This is a genomic window from Acetobacter malorum (assembly GCF_001580615.1).
GTDB lineage: Bacteria > Pseudomonadota > Alphaproteobacteria > Acetobacterales > Acetobacteraceae > Acetobacter > Acetobacter malorum.
On record NZ_LHZC01000051.1, the window covers coordinates 69763 to 86189 of the forward strand.

The window sequence follows — 16427 nt, forward strand, 5'->3', positions numbered from 1 at the left end:
GCCAACCCAAATTTACCGTTTTTCTGCCGAAAAACAGGAAAAACCCCCTAAAAAAATGCGCGTTTTCCCGCTGGCTGTATCTTGTATGCAACTATGCCACATTATGGAAACAAGCCATTCTAAAACTTCGAGCAACAAAGCAAAGACACGCGAGAAAAGACGTCGCAACAGCTTTGTGGTGCTGCTTCCTTGCGGCCAGAGCATGACCTCAGCGAATTTCGTAGGGACCAGGATCTACGCGTCATTGGATTGAGCGGCACGTTATAATTCACAAATTTACCGATGGAAGTGACGCAGTGAGTAACGTGCTTATTGCAACCTGAGTGCCAGATGGAGTTGATCAGGCCGTTTTTCCCTCGGGCGCATGGTGTTCCACGTTTAGCTAACCGTCGGGTTCTGAGTGAGATCGTTTTATGGGGTCCGCAACGGTCTTCAGTGGAAAGACGCCTCGAAAGCATATAGTTCGCACAGGATAGCGACTTTTCTGCTCAAAAAAGGGTTTTCCCACGCCATATCGGACAAACAAAGCAACGTCTGAACTCAATGCTGTATACCGTGTGTAATGACGAGGAAGGGCCTGTCCATCTACATCTGGCCGTGGGATAGGTTAGAGCGTGTCGTCAGTTAACGGGTAGCGATACTAACGACACGCTCTAGCAGAGGATTTTTCTGAAAAGTCATCATATCTCGTCTCTCAACCACACCACTTACCCAGACCAGAATGAGGATTTTAAATAAGTTCTATAATTATATGGTGTTTTTTATTATCATTTTTATGGTACTTATCCTTTCCACATGATGCATGGGGAAACAAGGTCTAGTTATTCCCTCTCCTATTGCAGTGTCTTTTTATGAGGCTGCCGCAATCCCGTTTCTTTGATCCGAATATTTTGCACCAACCGGTCCAGGAACAGCAGGCCATCCAGCCAGTAGCCAAGGTCGCATTGGTTACCGATATGCCCTTTACGACCAGCATCCACGAAAAAAGCGCCCCAGTGCCGCGCGAACGTGCGGGCACGCGCCACACTAAGCCATGGGTCATTACGACTCCCTACCACCACGGATGGGAAAGGTAAGGGCGATAATGGCACCGGACTAAAGGCGGCAACGCGAAATCGTTCCCCTTCAGGCCCATTCTCCACATCAGCAGGGGCAACCAGCAAAGCGCCAGCAACAGTATCGGGTAAAAGTCCCTCTTTGGCAGCATGCGCAATCAGGAGAGACCCTAGACTGTGCCCAACAAGCAGAACCGGCTTTTTACTCTTCTTGACAGCAGCCGTCAGGGTCGCAATCCAGCTTTCATAGTCTGGTTTTGACCAGATTTCCTGCCGGACGCGCCCCACGGAAATACCGCCAGCACGAAAGAACCTCTGCCAGTTGGACTGCCAATGGTGCCGCGCAGAGCCATCCAGACCTGGCACGATGATAATCTCAAACCCCGCCAGAGAAGCTGAAAGGTGCCGAACAATATCATCAGGCACTCCGTGATCCACCACACTCTTATCGTGCGAAGGAGCAGATCTTCGCGCTTGGAGAGTCGGCCTTAAGAAGGATGAACGCGATACAACCTTGCTTTGGTACCCAGAACTCATCGTTCTTACGTATTGTGCTTCAGGAGCACGCTTACTGACACTATGCCGCACCTTCGTAATCCTCCTGTGACCAGTATGTTCTGGCTGCTTTATGAAAGTTTCACCAAACGCAGATAAGGTTTGAGAGCCTTCCACCCCTGAGGAAACAGCGCTTTCGCCTGCTCATCGCTGACAGATGGAGCGATGATCACGTCATCCCCGGAATGCCAGTTGGCTGGCGTTGTCACCTTCTGCTTATCCGTCAGTTGGAGACTATCGAGCACCCGAAGAATTTCATCGAAGTTCCGCCCTGCTGAGGGAGGATAAGTCAGTGTCAGTCTGACTTTTTTGTTGGGATCAATAATGAAGACACTTCTCACCGTCACCTTCGGATCAGCATCAGGATGGATCATGCCATAGAGAGTAGAGACCTTTTTATCCGTGTCCGCCAGGATAGGAAAATTGACAATACTCCCTTGAGTTTCGGCAATATCTGCCTCCCAGGCAGAATGGTCTTTCAGACCGTCTACAGAGAGACCGAGCACCTTGGTGTTCCGTTTGGCCCATTCTGGAGCCAGACGGGCAACAGCACCTAACTCGGTTGTGCAAACGGGGGTAAAATCCTTCGGATGACTAAACAGGATCCCCCACCCGGCCCCAAGCCATGAGTGAAATTCAATTGGCCCCTGTGTGCTGTCCTGCACAAAATCAGGAGCGATCTGACCAAGCTGGATTGTCATAAGCTCACCTCGAAATTACACACCAGAATCTGATATAAAGATAAGCACATATTTTTATCGTTGTAAAAATTATAATTCACCATATTTTAGTGAAATATAATCGGTCTGCTATCGAAAGCGCATACCGTGCGAACCCGACCGAACATGGAGGACATGATGATGCTCAGAAAAACACTTTGGCCTGCCCTAGCTGTCGGTGCTCTCCTTGCAGTCACAGGAGCCGTGTTTCTGCCTCCACAGAGCACACAGACAGTGCTCTACGCGTTTTCTGACGCTACCGCCTGCCTGTTCCAATACGATGTGACACAGCCTACGCTGGAAGTGGCTTCACGCTGAGGAACAGGTCGGTAAATGACGGCTATGAAGCCACGATCTGGTGCGGTCTGATAAAAAATGTGCATATGGCTGATGTAAGGCAAAGTAAAAAGCTAAGGAAACCCACCCACATATAATGGCCGCTATTACCCGCCACTCCAGCTAATAATGTTGTCGCTGCCTGCGAAAGCATCCATGCTCCCCCAGCACGGGAAGCGAGCTTACCCGAGGAGTCAACCAGACAGGTCAAACCAACCAGAGCAGGATAGATAAAAAACCATAAGGCATAGTTTAAAGAAAATGCTGCGTTAAAAACCAACCATGATGGTGGGCAAGCCTGAAAAATACAGATCACTCCGGCCAAGATAAGTGCAGGGCTTAACAGCCGCAGGCTTGCTGTATTCCGACTTAACCGGACACTGGCAAGACAAGCACACAAGCCGAACAAATTCGCAAAAGCTGATAAAGAGCCAAATGCGCCCGGCGTAAGTCCGACTGAGGCCGCAATCCGTTCTGTAAATGGCCAAACAGCAAGGCTTCCGCCTGTATAGCATAAAACAGCAAGTAACGCGGCGACCGCTTGACCGGATACCGGCTTGGTAGCTTGCAGCACCGGCTTAGTCTTATTAACCGCTTTTGGCAGCAGCCGCATCAGTGGCGTAAAGACCAGAACAATAAGTGCCAGTATTAAAAAAATACCCATCTGCCCAAAAACCTTACCAACATAAGGCAGGAAAAGGCTTGATGCGGAAAAGACGATTGTCTGTACAACCATCACAAAAGAAAGCACAAAAACAGGCTGCCCTATACGGCTCGCTCCCACATTAACAACCGCATTCAAGGCCCCCAGCCCACAGCCGGACAAAACACGGAGACCCAGCAGCCCCCAGAATACATGCAGATATGCAGACCCGGCTTGTGCTACAACGACGCAACCCGCAGCAACAAGAGCGAGCTGACGCAAACGCACACGGTTCACGTGGGACGCAATGCCCGTCATGGCAGCAGCATAGGAAAGCATTTCTACGCTGCTCCATATCCCAGCCTGTGCGGCTGTCATCTGGCCGCTTTTTATCAATTCTCCCACAGCAAATGGGCCGAGCGAGTTCATGCTATGCGCGGCACAGTCTGCTGCACTGATAGCGGCCAGTGTGGTGAAGCCAATTTTACGGGTTTGCTCCAGCATTGTTAAAGAGACCGCATGACTTCGAAGCCAAAGGAGCGCAAATCACCCGGGTAACGACTGATGTTACGGTTGAAGAATTCACCAAATGCATTGGTATAAGTCATTTGGTTGGTAATATTATGGAGCCAGACAGCCACTTCCGTTTTTTCATCCACAGAATGCCAGGCAAGCCTTACATTACCGGTAATCACCGGCTTTTGGGAAAAGGCATTCCGCACTAAGGCCTGCGTTTGCGGTGAAGAGAGAAAGGGCGCAGGCGTAGACGGATGCACGTCAGACCACGCCTGGAAACGATAACGGCTCGTGTAACGCCAGTCTGTCTGGATTGTGAAGTCGCCAAAAGATACAGGGATTTTATAGCTCAGCAAAAAATTGGTCGTGATATGAGGTGCGCGCTCCAACGGCTGCCCAGACAAGTCTACCGGGTTGCCACCATTAAACGGTGTTGGAGCACTCGCATTACGAAAACTGGTATAATGTGCATCCTGATAGGAAACACCAAAAGAGGTAAAGACGTTTTCAAGTGGTCTCACCTGCCCTTCAAATTCAAACCCGTTAGAAACGGCTCGGGCGGCATTTGTTGTATGTGTGCCGGTGTTTTGCAGAATTGTAACCTGCATATTGTTATAATCATAATGGAAGCCAGACAGATTAAGCTGAGCTTTACCGTGCCATAACCTGGCCTTTACGCCGCCCTCATAGTCAGTCAGCACTTCAGGATTATACAGACTAAAATCTGATGCTGTTGCAACATATGTGTTGTAATTCCCTGTGCGAAACCCGCGCGCATAACGCAGGTAGCCAATAATACCATGCGAAAACCGATATTTCAGGCTTGCATCTTCACTGTCCCGGTTAAACGTTTTTTTCAACGGTGGGCCGCTAAGACTTTGGCCGGTGGCCGGGTCAATAAATGTTCCTGTATTGGTATTAATATAAGTAAGTGCCCGATTACCCGTATAATACGGATCTGCGGCTAACGTATTATACGCCCAGGCTTCACCATTGGCGCTGCGGTTTTCAGACGTAAAGCGCCCCCCAATATCAAGAGTTAAGCGGCGCGTCAGGTCAAAGGAGAGAGCCGAAAAAACAGCCGCATCCTGCGTGTTAATATTAAAGCTGGATGCATTGCCATTCACACCAAAATCAGTCGGGCTATAAAGCGGCTGCTGACTGGAAGATTGCATCATGTTTCGTAAATAATAGACACCGCCAATATACCGTATTTTCCTGTTCTGTGGAGATGCTACACGAATTTCATTACTCAACACTCGCGCCACCCCGCCAATATTTTCCTGATAATCAACAGCGGCCGGGCTTGCATCATCATCTGAAAAAACGTTGAAGTGATTCCACTCCAGCGCAAAAATATTACTCAGGCTCCACCCATTTTCAAACTCATAGCGCGCATTGACAGAAAGCCCGGCTCTCCGGGTTGTCGCATCCGTACGCCCGTTATTCTGGATGTTTCGACGGGAGGTTTGAGCATACCCTTGCGCATCCGCTCCCCCTTCCAGCAGCCCGACATGATCAATAGGTACTTCCGTTCTATTCCGCCCAAGATGGGCCTTGACCAGAATGGAGAAGTTATCAACAGGCTTCGCAAGGATCTGGCCACGCATATCATAATACTGGTAGCCACCGGTTGGGTTTTTATGTGTGCCATTATAATACTGGCCATCCATACGCCGGTTAACAATGGCAAAGCGCGCCATAAGCTTATCTTTTATAATGGGGCCACCAATTGCTCCTTCCTCTCCCCATAACCCATAATTACCGGCCGTGCCCCGCACGTAACCATCAAGCGTATTGGTTGGCTTTTTGGTATAATAAGAGACCATGCCCGCAGTTGTATTTTTGCCTTGCAAGGTGCCTTGCGGCCCACGGAAGATTTCCACATGATCCAGATCGTAAATTGGTGTCCCTTGCGAAGCGCCACTATCTAAAAACACCTCATCTTCAGACACACCGACGGCCGTTGTCATGTTTGCTGAAAAATCATTTGTACCAATACCGCGCAATCTGTACCGTGGATTGGTAGAACCCGATGTGCTTTCTGCCATAAGTCCGGGAATATCACGCGCCAACGATAATGCGTCCCGCACTCCTGTTGTCTGAAGTGTCTTGCCTGTCAGCGCTACAACAGAAGCCGGCGTATTTACTGCTTGCTGCGTGCGCCTGTTAGAACGGACGATCACCTCCTCCAGAGCAGAAGATTGTTTTTTTTGTGCCGCAACATGGGGAGCATTTTTCTGCTTGCTTTGCTTTTGTAATACCTCTCCGGATTCAGAAGCATAGGCAGAACATGCCGCTCCAAGAGAGACAACAAAAGCGAAAGATGCGCGATAAGGAAGGCGATTTACTATCATAGCGATATTACCCAATACCCTGTAATAGCAGCCGCGCTTCTGCTTCAAGCTGTTCCAGAGGTTTATGATGGCGGATATAGGCGCGATGGGCATTTGCAGGAGGTTGATAATCCCATGCTGTCGGGCGGCCTGTGGCAAGGGCTCGCTTCACTAACGCACGCCTTTTCTGACTCAGCAGCACGTTTTGCCGTAGCTGATCAAAATCCCATTTCTCATCCACTTCAGCGCGAAAAGCCCGGACGCGCTCCTGATAAGAAGGTAAATAAGCGAGATTTTGCTTTTCGTCGGGATCATCTTCCAGATCATACAATTGATCAGGATCGTTTGGGGTGTAGAGAAATTTCCATTTGTCACGACGGATCATGACAGTTGGTTCAAATGTCCCTTCCCCCAGATACTCACCAAACACTTCATTGGCCCACGCTTTCTCTCCGTGAAGAAGGGAGGTCAAATCACGACCGGTAACTTCCGGGGCTGATGGGGCACCGGCCAACCCACAGAGTGTCTCACCCACATCCGCCAGGCAGACAGCTTGTCCAACATGCCGTGATTGCTCTTCCGGCAGGGCAATCAGCAGCGGTATCCGGCTGGCTCCCTCCCGAAAAGACATTTTATACCATTGCCCGTGTTCACCCAGCATCTCACCATGATCCGTGGTGAAAATAACAGCGGTAGTTTTGTCTAGCCCGGTCTGCTGCAAGACCTCGAGCAATTGTCCCAGTTGATGATCAACATAAGAAATAGCACCGTAGTAAGCCCGCTTTGCACGCAGAACATCAGCCTCAGAAGGACGGTGCGCATCAATGCCACATGCCGCACGAATACGATCTTCGGCGGGGTGCTTTTCTACCGCGTCGGGCACTCTGGGAAGAGGGATGTCGCTGTCCGCATACAAATCCCACCATTCCGGGGTAATATTGAATGGGTCGTGTGGATGCGTAAAAGACACCACCATGCAAAATGGCCGTTTGTCGTCTCTCTGACGCGCGAGGTCGAACAACTTGCGCCGTGACGCAAAAGCAACTTCTTCGTCAAAATCAATCTGATTACTCCGCAGAACCGGGCCTGCATTCAGCACGGAATCCATGGAGTGGTACCAGTCAGGCCGATCCTCCTTGTTCTGCCAGTCTGGCACCCAGGTAAAATCTGACGGGTAAATATCTGTTGTCAGGCGCTCTTCAAAACCATGAAGCTGATCGGCGCCAACGAAGTGCATCTTCCCTGCAAGAATGGTTTGATATCCCACATCGCGCAGTCTGTGCCCGAAGGTAGGGATGTCTGAATGCCATTCACTGCCATTATCCATGATTCCACTTTTGGAAGGCATAAGGCCCGTCATGAACGCACCACGAGAAGGCCCACACAGAGGGCTAACCGTATACGCATTGGTAAAAACGGTGCCGCGTTGCGCCAGCTTATGGAGGTTAGGTACTTTAGCCGGAGACGGATCACGCCCGCCCAGATAAGCAGGCAAAGCAAGAGCTGTGAGCTGGTCTGCCACAACAACCAAAGAATTCAGAGGAGAGGCTTGGGTCACGGTGTCAGTCTCCATTGCGCAATTAACTATTTCAAATAGTTTTAATTCATCAAATTAAACATTTTTTTGTTGTTTTTGATATATCTACGTTTGTATGTGTTGTATAAGCATGAGTTATGACACCGAATCAAGCAGACTATCTGTTACGCTCTCTGCGCCTGATTGAGACCGTTGGTCGATGCGGCAGCTTTAGTACGGCTGCTCTTGAGCTGGGCATGACTCAACCCGCAGTGAGCCAGCAAATCGCGCACCTCGAAAAACTATTGGGGGTTGTCTTGTTTGAGCGCCGGCATAGGGGTGTGTCTGCTACCCACCATGGCCAAATGTTACACACAACAACCACGGATGTGCTGACACAGCTCTATGGCACAATGAAAACTATTCATGAAAGTGGTGCTCGTGAAGCGTTAACTATTCTAACTGACTACGGATTTGCAGCTAATTGGCTTCTGCCCCGTTTGTCAGACTTTGAAGAAAAATTTCCTGAATTTGACGTCAGCTTACTAACAACTCAGGCTAAACGGGATGCCAAGATAGACCATAGAAACACCCATCATGATGTTTCGATACTTTTCGGGGAAAAGCCGCAGGCACATGATCTGTCCAGCACCTGTTTATTCCAGGAGGAAATCGTTCCTATCTGCAGCACCACGTATTTCAAGACGGCAGGCCCATTTAACCACCCAAGAGATATCCTGAAGGCAAAGCTGTTACATTTAAAAGGCCCGGATCATCACTGGTTTACATGGGCAGACTGGTTTGATGCTATTGACGCTTCTTTCTCTTTAAAGAGCGTTCCGAAAAATAGCCTTTCTTTTGGGAATTATCCGCTCCTTCTGCAAGCCGTATTGCAGAACCAGGGCATAGCTCTGGGCTGGCGACCTTTAATTGATGATCTGATAAAAACAAACCAAATCATTCCCTTAAGTAATGAATCAATAAAAAGTAAGAGAGGATATTTTCTCTCTACTCCTTTAAAAAATAGACCAAATATCGAAAAATTTACACAATGGATACTGCAGCAGACACAAATTAATCAAGTATGATTTTTTACCTTTCCTCGCGATTCCAAGACATAATTTACATACTTTGTATGAAGAGATTTGAAGAGATTCTATCAACAAGAGGCCGTCAACAGAGTTGGAGGGACATTCCTCCTCTCATAGAAAGGTATTACAAGGCATAATTTTAGAAAGAACCTTCATAAGAGGTTATTTTTCATGTCGAATTTTCGAACATATTTCCGATAAGATATCATTTTTTATAAAGCCAACTTAAACCATGAAATCCCGTACACATGGCGTCTAAAACCACGTGACGGGATAATTTCTCTCAAGCCTCCTTTTTCATTTATCCATGTGTGGGCATCACGAATTCCGCACCAGACCGAATACCCGCGGGCCAACGTTGCGTTACAGCTTTCATGCGGGTAAAGAAGCGTACACCTTCCGGGCCGTGCATATGGTGATCCCCAAACAGAGAATCTTTCCAACCACCAAACGAATGGAACGCCATAGGCACCGGGATAGGCACGTTCACACCAATCATTCCTGCTGTCACGTTATGGGCAAAGGTTCTCGCAGCATCACCGTCACGCGTGAAAATAGCTGTCCCATTCCCAAAGGGGCTGTCATTGATTAGTTTGAGCGCAGTATCAAAGTCTGGAGCACGCATGACGCACAAAACAGGACCAAAAATTTCCTCACGGTAAATGTCCATATCTGCTGTCACATTATCAAACAGTGAACCGCCAATGAAAAATCCTTTTTCATGGTCCTTTACTGTGATGTCACGTCCATCCACCACCAGCTTTGCCCCCTGATTGACACCTGCATCAACAAGTCCCTTAACACGGGCCAAATGCTGCGCGGTCACCAGTGGCCCCATTTCGCTGGCGTCATGTGTGCCATTGCCAATGGTGATTGCTTTCACCTTTTTTTCCAGTTCTGCAACCAGTGTATCTGCAATTGGTCCTACCGCGACTGCCACGGAAATAGCCATACACCGCTCGCCTGCGGAGCCGTAAGCGGCTCCAATCAGGGCATCGACTGTTTTTTCCAGATCACAATCAGGCATGATGAGAGCGTGGTTTTTTGCACCACCCAGTGCCTGCACTCTTTTGCCGTACGCTGTACCCGTTGCATACACATGTTGAGCAATAGGAGTGGAGCCTACAAAGCTGACAGCCGCAATATCAGGGTGTTTCAGAATAGCATTCACCATGTCCTTATCACCATGGACAACCTGAAACACTCCATCTGGCAGACCAGCCTCTTGCAAAATTTCAGCCAGTAGGACAGATGCGGACGGGTCACGCTCCGATGGTTTCAGGATGAAGCAGTTTCCGGTAGCCAGCGCCATAGGGGCCATCCATAAAGGCACCATAACCGGGAAATTGAAGGGAGTAATGCCGGCGGCAATGCCAACAGGCTGACGCATGGTCCAGGCATCAATACCGCGGCCCACCTGCTCCGTATATTCCCCTTTCAACAGTTCTGGTACGCCAGTTGCAAACTCCACAACCTCCAACCCTCGCGTGACCTCCCCTTTAGCATCAGAAAGGATTTTTCCGTGCTCTGATGTAATAAGAGCAGCCAGATCATCCATGCGTTTTTCTATCAGGTCACGCGCCCGGAACAGAACGCGCGCACGCGCCAGAGGCGGTGTTTCTGCCCATGCAGGGAAAGCTGCCTTGGCAGCAGAAACAGCTGCCTCCAGATCATCCTCTGTGCCGAGCACAACTTGTTTGCTGACAGCCCCTGTAGCGGGGTTAAACACGTCTCCAAACCGCGTGCTGTTACCTTTGACGGATTTTCCGTTGATGATGTGATGAACTGTATTCATTTTTCTTGTCCTTTTTGCTGAAGATCAGCCTTCGCTCATAACGTCGTGTGAAAGGGAGACAATCTGGGTGCGTTCGCCTTTGCGCACGCTCAATGTTTCAGGCACCCAGAACAGGGTGACAAAGAAACCGATCAGGCACAGACCCATAGGGTAGAGCAGGCCTGCATAGGGATTACCTGTTTCTGTAACCAGCCAGAGGCTGACCAGAGGCAGAAAGCCACCAAAAATCCCGTTGCCAATATGGTAAGGAACGGAAATGGAAGTGTAACGCACATTGGCGGGGAAGCTTTCCACAATGAACGCACCGTAGGGGCCGTAAACTGCCGCGGCGATGACCACCAGAGCAAACACACAGGCGGAAATTGCCGCATAACTGGTGTTTTCTGGGGTGATAGCGTGCCGGATAATGGAAAAAATGGGAATGTAGAACAGCACTGCGGCGGCCATACCTGCCAGAGACAGACGTTTACGTCCGATGCGGTCAGACAGTGCACCAAACAGAACAAAAAACGGCACCCCTAGAAATGCCCCGACCGCAACAGATAATGTTGCTGGCAGGAACGGCATTTTCATGAATGTCTGGATATAATACAGCGCATAAAACTGAGCCGTGTAGAACGTCACGGCCTGTGCGCAAGCGACCCCAAACAGAAACAGGATAATACGCCGTGCATTTCCGGGGATACGAAAAGCATCCCGCACTGGTGATTTGGACAATTTGCCCTGCTTGTGCATTTCCACAAACACTGGAGATTCAGAAAGCCGAAGGCGAATACGTAGAGAGACTGCAACCAGAACAAAAGAGACCAGAAACGGTGCCCGCCAGCCCCATGTCCCAAAAGCCTCTTCGCCCAGCCAAAGCCGTAGGATAAGCACCATCCCCAAAGATAGCACAAACCCGCCAGAAGCCATGGCCTGAATATAACTGGCCCACTTTCCGCGTTCCCCGGGTGGGGAATGCTCGGCCACATAGGTTGCCGCGCCGCCATATTCACCACCCAGAGCAAGTCCCTGCACAATGCGCAGCAGAATAAGCAGAACAGGAGCCGCATAACCGGCTGTTGCAAATGTGGGCAGAAGCCCAATGGCCGCAGTGGAACAGCCCATGATCAGCAACGTGATCAGAAAGGTCGTTTTCCGCCCGACACTGTCACCCATATACCCAAATATCAGGCTGCCGAGAGGACGTACAGCAAATCCGGTAGCAAAGGTGGCAACACTGATGAGGGTCGCCGCGACATCATCACCCGGCGGGTAAAACAGACGGGCAAAGAAAATGGCCAGACTGCCGTAGAGAAAGAAATCATACCATTCAATAACAGTGCCAACACTGGAAGCCAGCACCAGAGAGCGCATGGAACGCTCTTCTTTTGCGGGGGATGTCATGATTTTAGCCTCCTGAAAGGAGTTTTATTGTTTTTATATCCATCCGCCTGTGTTCAGGCCCAGACTTTTCGATACAGATCAACAATCTCCGTATGACTTGGCACACGGGGGTTATTAGCGGGTGAACCGGAAGCCAGAGCCTGCTCCGCCATCAGAGTCAGAAGGTCATTCCAGCGGCTTTCCTGAAGCCCATAGGAACTTGGAGAAGGGACATCAAGTTCCCTGTTACGTTCACGGAGTGCTGCAACGAGAGCTGTACAGGCAGCACCGTCTTCTGCGTCAGGAGGCACAATGCCCATCACACGAGCGCAGGTTGCATAACGTGACTGCGCACCCGTAACAGACCATGCTGTAATTTCCGGCAGCAGCATCGCATTTGAAAGCCCATGAGCCACATGGAAATGTGCGCCGATGGGGCGGCTCATACCATGCACAAGCGCTACAGATGCATTGGAAAATGCCATTCCGGCTTCAAACGCACCCTGCATCACCTGTTCACGCGCTTCACGACTGGAAGGGTCTTTGCAAGCGATGGGGAGTGCGTGCCAGATACGCTTCATGGCAGCCAGTGCCAGAGCATCCGTAAAGGGAGATGCTCGTTTGGACACATACGCTTCCATTGCGTGGGTCAGCGCATCAATACCCGTATCAGCCGTCAGACGACGCGGCATGGTCAGAGTAAGTTCGTAATCGACAATGGCAATGTGTGGCAGATAAGCATAGCCAGCACACAGCATTTTCTCGTCGGTCTTTTCATCCGTGATGACCGTCACGCGCGTGGCTTCAGACCCTGTGCCTGCCGTAGTGGGAATGGCGATAATGGGAAGGCCTGCCTCATCCTGCACGTGAGGCACCTTCAGGTGTGAAGGCGTGCCTCCATGTTTGGCCAGAACCGCTACCATCTTGGCAGTGTCAATCGGGCTGCCCCCACCAAGGCCGATCACACAGTCATAAACACCGCGTTTCAACGCGGCCAATGCGGCTTCAACCGATGTAACTGTAGGGTCCGGCACTGCATCCGGGAATGCGCCGGACTGAATATCGGCTTCAGCCAGCAGAGTTTGCACTCTATCCAGAAGGCCGGATTTAGCCATAAACCCATCGGTAATGATGAAAGGGGCTGAAAGCCCAGCCTGCTTTAATGCTGCGGGAAGCTCATTGAGAGCGCCACCCCCGATACGTACCAGAGAGGGCAGATAAAGTGCTGTCATAGCCTTATCTCCTGGGAAAGGTTACGGCGTGGACCGCTCCTTTCCGGCTGTTGTTCTTGTCCTGGTAGTGAACGCGCAAAAGGCATCACAAGAAAATCAGGAGATTTCGCCCACTTGGTGTGCAAATCTGCACATAGCCATAAAAACAGGGAATTTTTACTCCATGAAACGCAGCCTGGACTGGAGAAATCTGCAGTTTTTTCTGGCTGTCGCGCGAGCAGGCTCCCTCTCAGAGGCTGGCCGTCTTTTAGGGGTTGATCACGCAACTGTGGGCCGACACATTGTTGCGTTGGAAGCGTCAGTCGGCAAAACGCTATTTGAGCGACACCTGCGCGGTTATGCATTGACCCGCTATGGACAAGACCTGTTAACCACGGCTGAAGCCATGGACCGTGAAGCAACAAGCGTGGCGCAGGCTTCCAGCCCCGCTCATGGATTAACGGGAACGGTGCGGATCAACGCGCTTGAAGGATTTGCCAGCTTCTTTCTGGCGTCCCGCATTGGCTCACTGTTGGTGGATAACCCTGCCCTGACAATTGAAATCCTGACGATCCAGCAGATTGTGGCCCTCTCACGCAGGCAGGCCGATATAGCTATTACCGTAACACCGTCAGAGGATGATCGGTTTGTATGTGAGAAGCTGACACCATATTATCTGTGCGTTTACGCCACCCGTTCATATCTTGATCGGGAAAAACCAATCAAGAAACCGGAGGATTTTTCATCACACCTGTTTTCTGGGTATGTGGATGAAATGATTTTCATGCGGGAGCTGGATTATCTTGGGCATCTTGGCGTTTCACGCAAAATGGTGCGGATTCAGAATTCAAGCGTGCAGGCACAAATGGAAGCCGCGTGCTCCGGCTTGTGTATGGCAGTCCTGCCGACTTTTGTTGCTGCTACCCGCCCTGAACTAATTCCCGTCTTGCCCCAGCAGGTCAGGCTGGAACGCCATTACTGGCTGATTACCCGTGCTGAAGAGCAGACAAGTGTTCGCATCAGTCAGCTATGTCATTTTATACGGGACGAGGTACAGAAAGGCGAAAAGCTGTTTAGGGTGTAAAAAAAAGAAGAGTGATCATTTCACAGAGTGATCTCCTCATTTATCTCAACGATACTCCCTAGCTTTTCCCAATTCGGGCGGACTCAAAACGCAATACCTGCTCAGTTCAACGGAACGATTTATGCTGGCATGATGGATCATCCTGCATAAACCGTTCCAGGTATGGCTTTAGGATACGATCCTGACCTCTTTAAAAATTTCGTTCTTCTCAGGGTTTTTGCACACACCACTCTGATCTTCTAAAGAAATCTGGCTCCTTACCCGCTCACATAAAGTCGAGATGATTGAAGGATCACTCAAAGCAGAAAGATCGCCCAGTGTATCGGTTTCACCACTGGCAATTTTGCGCAGCAAGCGCCGGACGATTTTTCCGGAACGGGTCCGCGGCAAGTCTGGCACCAGATACACCGCCTCAGGTGCTGCGTAGCGGCCAATCAGGTTGACAATAAGACGACTAATGTCTTTTTCATCCACGCCCGTTACAGCCGTCCTGTTCGGAATAGCAAACACAACCAATGCCTGCCCCTTGACAGAATGCGGCACGCCAACAGCCGCACATTCCACAATACGATGATCTTCGCCTAAAGCATCCTCAACTTCAGCCGTCCCCAAACGATGCCCGGCAATGTTAATGACATCGTCCATGCGTCCCGTAATCCAGTAATACCCATCCTCATCACGCCTTGCCCCATCGCCTGTAAAATACAGACCCGGCGCCATAGAGAAATAAGCCTGACGGAAGCGTTCATGGTCTTTCCAGATTGTCCGGCACTGACCCGGCCACGAGCGCGCAATACATAATGCGCCCGCGGTCGCACCCGCCTCTGCCTTACCATCTGAATTAAGAATAACCATTTCCAGCCCCGGCAAAGGCATGGTGGCCGATCCGGGTTTGAGCGACTGCACACCGGGCACGGGTCCAAGCACCACGCCTGCTGTTTCAGTCTGCCACCACGTATCTGCTACCGGGCAACGCTTTTTGCCCACAACATCATGGTACCATAACCATGCATCCGGGCTTATTGGTTCTCCGGCAATACCGAGCAACCGCAAGGAGCTCAGGTCACGCTTCTGCACCACAGCCTCCCCTTGCGCCATCATCGCCCGAACAGCGGTAGGAGCTGTAAACAGCATGGTCACCTTATACGCATCAATCAGGTCGAACCAACGGCCCGGATAAGGAGATGTCGGCAGGCTGTCTGAAATCATGGTTGTGCCACCATTAGCCAGCGGCCCGTACACAACTGATGTATGCCCCGTAATCCATGCCACATCTGCGGTGCACCACAGTACATCGTTTGCTCGGGGGGTATAAACCATACCCATAGTATACGCGGCCCAGACCATGTAACCGCCAGTCGCATGGACAATAGCCTTGGGCTTGCCTGTACTACCGGACGTATAGAGCATGAACATGGGATCTTCCGCATGCATCGCAACAGGCACGAAATCCGCTTCGAAATGATCCACAAAATCATGATAGTCATAGTCACGGCCGGGCAGCATGGGGACGGCTTCATCAGATGTGCGCACAACCAGCATGAACTGCACGCTGCTCTTCTCACCTGCTTTCCTCAAGGCTTCATCCAGAGTATCTTTGTAAGGGACTGCCTTGTTCCCGCGCCATGCCATGCTGCCGGTAATAACGACGACCGCGCCGCTATCCACCAGCCGCTCGGCCAGCCCTTCAGCAGAGAAGCCGCCAAATAACACAACATGAACCGCACCAATCCGTGTGCAGGCCAGCATGGACACAATCGCTTCTGACACCATGGGAAGACAGATAGCGACGCGGCATCCTTTCTTCACGCCCAGGTAAGTCAAGGCGTTCGCAAGCCGACAAACGCGCTCATGAAGATCATGATACGTCAGGCTTTCAGAACGGCCTTCGGCCTCCCGCTGGCTAATCAGTGCCACCTGATCCCGTTTTTCGGTCAGATGCCGATCTATGCAGCAAACGGAGGCATTCAGCTCTCCATCGGCAAACCAGCTGATGGAAACATTTTTTTCAAAACTTCCAGAAAACCCTTGCGTCGGTTTTTTGAACCAATGAACACGTTGGGCCTGTTCCAGCCAGAACGCATCCGGGTCAGATCGCGCTTTTTCACGCATAACCTGCAACTGCTCCGGCGTCATGATCGCCGGGTAATCTGGATAAGCGCGTGCGGGAATGACTGTCTGGTCGGTCATGTTGGCGTATCCCTT

Annotated in this window: 11 protein-coding genes; 2 read left to right on the top strand and 9 right to left on the bottom strand. The window is 50.6% G+C overall.

Annotated elements, in window-relative coordinates; translation table 11 throughout:
* Window positions 1-833: 833 nt before the first annotated feature.
* From AD930_RS09535 to betC, 5 genes are all read right to left on the bottom strand, one after another.
* Window positions 834-1481 carry an RBBP9/YdeN family alpha/beta hydrolase gene (locus tag AD930_RS09535; protein WP_061506048.1) on the bottom strand — a complete coding sequence of 216 codons (648 nt, stop codon included), beginning with the start codon at window positions 1479-1481 and terminating at the stop codon, window positions 834-836.
* A gap of 200 nt (window positions 1482-1681) precedes the next feature.
* Window positions 1682-2311, bottom strand: coding sequence for a peroxiredoxin (locus AD930_RS09540; RefSeq protein ID WP_061506049.1), 630 nt, complete (start codon window positions 2309-2311; stop codon window positions 1682-1684).
* 358 nt (window positions 2312-2669) lie between these two features.
* The gene (locus AD930_RS09550; RefSeq protein ID WP_061506051.1) at window positions 2670-3812 is read right to left on the bottom strand and encodes an MFS transporter; all 1143 of its coding nucleotides are present in this window, start codon (window positions 3810-3812) and stop codon (window positions 2670-2672) included.
* A 2-nt stretch (window positions 3813-3814) separates the two neighbouring features.
* Window positions 3815-6229, bottom strand: coding sequence for a TonB-dependent receptor (locus tag AD930_RS09555; protein ID WP_244150554.1), 2415 nt, complete (start codon window positions 6227-6229; stop codon window positions 3815-3817).
* A complete protein-coding gene (gene betC, locus AD930_RS09560; RefSeq protein ID WP_061506052.1) occupies window positions 6189-7733 on the bottom strand; it encodes a choline-sulfatase in 1545 nt (514 codons plus the stop codon). The genes AD930_RS09555 and betC overlap by 41 nt, the downstream gene beginning before the upstream one ends.
* Window positions 7734-7834: 101 nt before the next feature.
* Here betC and AD930_RS09565 point away from each other — a divergent pair, with 101 nt between their 5' ends.
* Entirely contained in the window at window positions 7835-8764 is a 930-nt protein-coding gene (locus AD930_RS09565; protein WP_061506053.1) for a LysR family transcriptional regulator, read from the top strand.
* A gap of 304 nt (window positions 8765-9068) precedes the next feature.
* Here AD930_RS09565 and AD930_RS09570 read toward each other — a convergent pair whose 3' ends face one another.
* The 3 genes from AD930_RS09570 to AD930_RS09580 are packed head-to-tail and all read right to left on the bottom strand — an operon-like array spanning window position 9069 to window position 13159.
* Window positions 9069-10562 carry a CoA-acylating methylmalonate-semialdehyde dehydrogenase gene (locus tag AD930_RS09570; RefSeq protein ID WP_061506054.1) on the bottom strand — a complete coding sequence of 498 codons (1494 nt, stop codon included), beginning with the start codon at window positions 10560-10562 and terminating at the stop codon, window positions 9069-9071.
* A gap of 24 nt (window positions 10563-10586) precedes the next feature.
* Window positions 10587-11948 carry an MFS transporter gene (locus AD930_RS09575; protein WP_061506055.1) on the bottom strand — a complete coding sequence of 454 codons (1362 nt, stop codon included), beginning with the start codon at window positions 11946-11948 and terminating at the stop codon, window positions 10587-10589.
* Window positions 11949-12001: 53 nt separating this feature from the next.
* A complete protein-coding gene (locus tag AD930_RS09580) occupies window positions 12002-13159 on the bottom strand; it encodes an iron-containing alcohol dehydrogenase (RefSeq protein WP_061506056.1) in 1158 nt (385 codons plus the stop codon).
* 163 nt (window positions 13160-13322) lie between these two features.
* Here AD930_RS09580 and AD930_RS09585 point away from each other — a divergent pair, with 163 nt between their 5' ends.
* Window positions 13323-14222: a LysR family transcriptional regulator gene (locus AD930_RS09585; RefSeq protein WP_061506093.1), complete on the top strand. Its 900-nt coding sequence runs from the start codon at window positions 13323-13325 to the stop codon at window positions 14220-14222.
* Between the two features lie 168 nt (window positions 14223-14390).
* Here the strand turns inward: AD930_RS09585 and acs are convergent, their stop codons facing one another.
* Complete coding sequence (gene acs, locus AD930_RS09590; RefSeq protein WP_061506094.1) at window positions 14391-16412, bottom strand: acetate--CoA ligase; 2022 nt, start codon at window positions 16410-16412, stop codon at window positions 14391-14393.
* Window positions 16413-16427: the final 15 nt, after the last annotated feature.

What these genes read in the sequence shown, in the direction of transcription:
- AD930_RS09585 (WP_061506093.1), top strand. Translation starts at nt 13,323, where the DNA reads ATGAAACGCAGCCTGGACTGGAGAAATCTGCAGTTTTTTCTGGCTGTC.
- AD930_RS09570 (WP_061506054.1), bottom strand. Translation starts at nt 10,562, where the DNA reads ATGAATACAGTTCATCACATCATCAACGGAAAATCCGTCAAAGGTAAC.
- AD930_RS09575 (WP_061506055.1), bottom strand. Translation starts at nt 11,948, where the DNA reads ATGACATCCCCCGCAAAAGAAGAGCGTTCCATGCGCTCTCTGGTGCTG.
- AD930_RS09540 (WP_061506049.1), bottom strand. Translation starts at nt 2,311, where the DNA reads ATGACAATCCAGCTTGGTCAGATCGCTCCTGATTTTGTGCAGGACAGC.
- betC (WP_061506052.1), bottom strand. Translation starts at nt 7,733, where the DNA reads ATGGAGACTGACACCGTGACCCAAGCCTCTCCTCTGAATTCTTTGGTT.
- AD930_RS09550 (WP_061506051.1), bottom strand. Translation starts at nt 3,812, where the DNA reads ATGCTGGAGCAAACCCGTAAAATTGGCTTCACCACACTGGCCGCTATC.
- AD930_RS09565 (WP_061506053.1), top strand. Translation starts at nt 7,835, where the DNA reads ATGACACCGAATCAAGCAGACTATCTGTTACGCTCTCTGCGCCTGATT.
- AD930_RS09580 (WP_061506056.1), bottom strand. Translation starts at nt 13,159, where the DNA reads ATGACAGCACTTTATCTGCCCTCTCTGGTACGTATCGGGGGTGGCGCT.
- acs (WP_061506094.1), bottom strand. Translation starts at nt 16,412, where the DNA reads ATGACCGACCAGACAGTCATTCCCGCACGCGCTTATCCAGATTACCCG.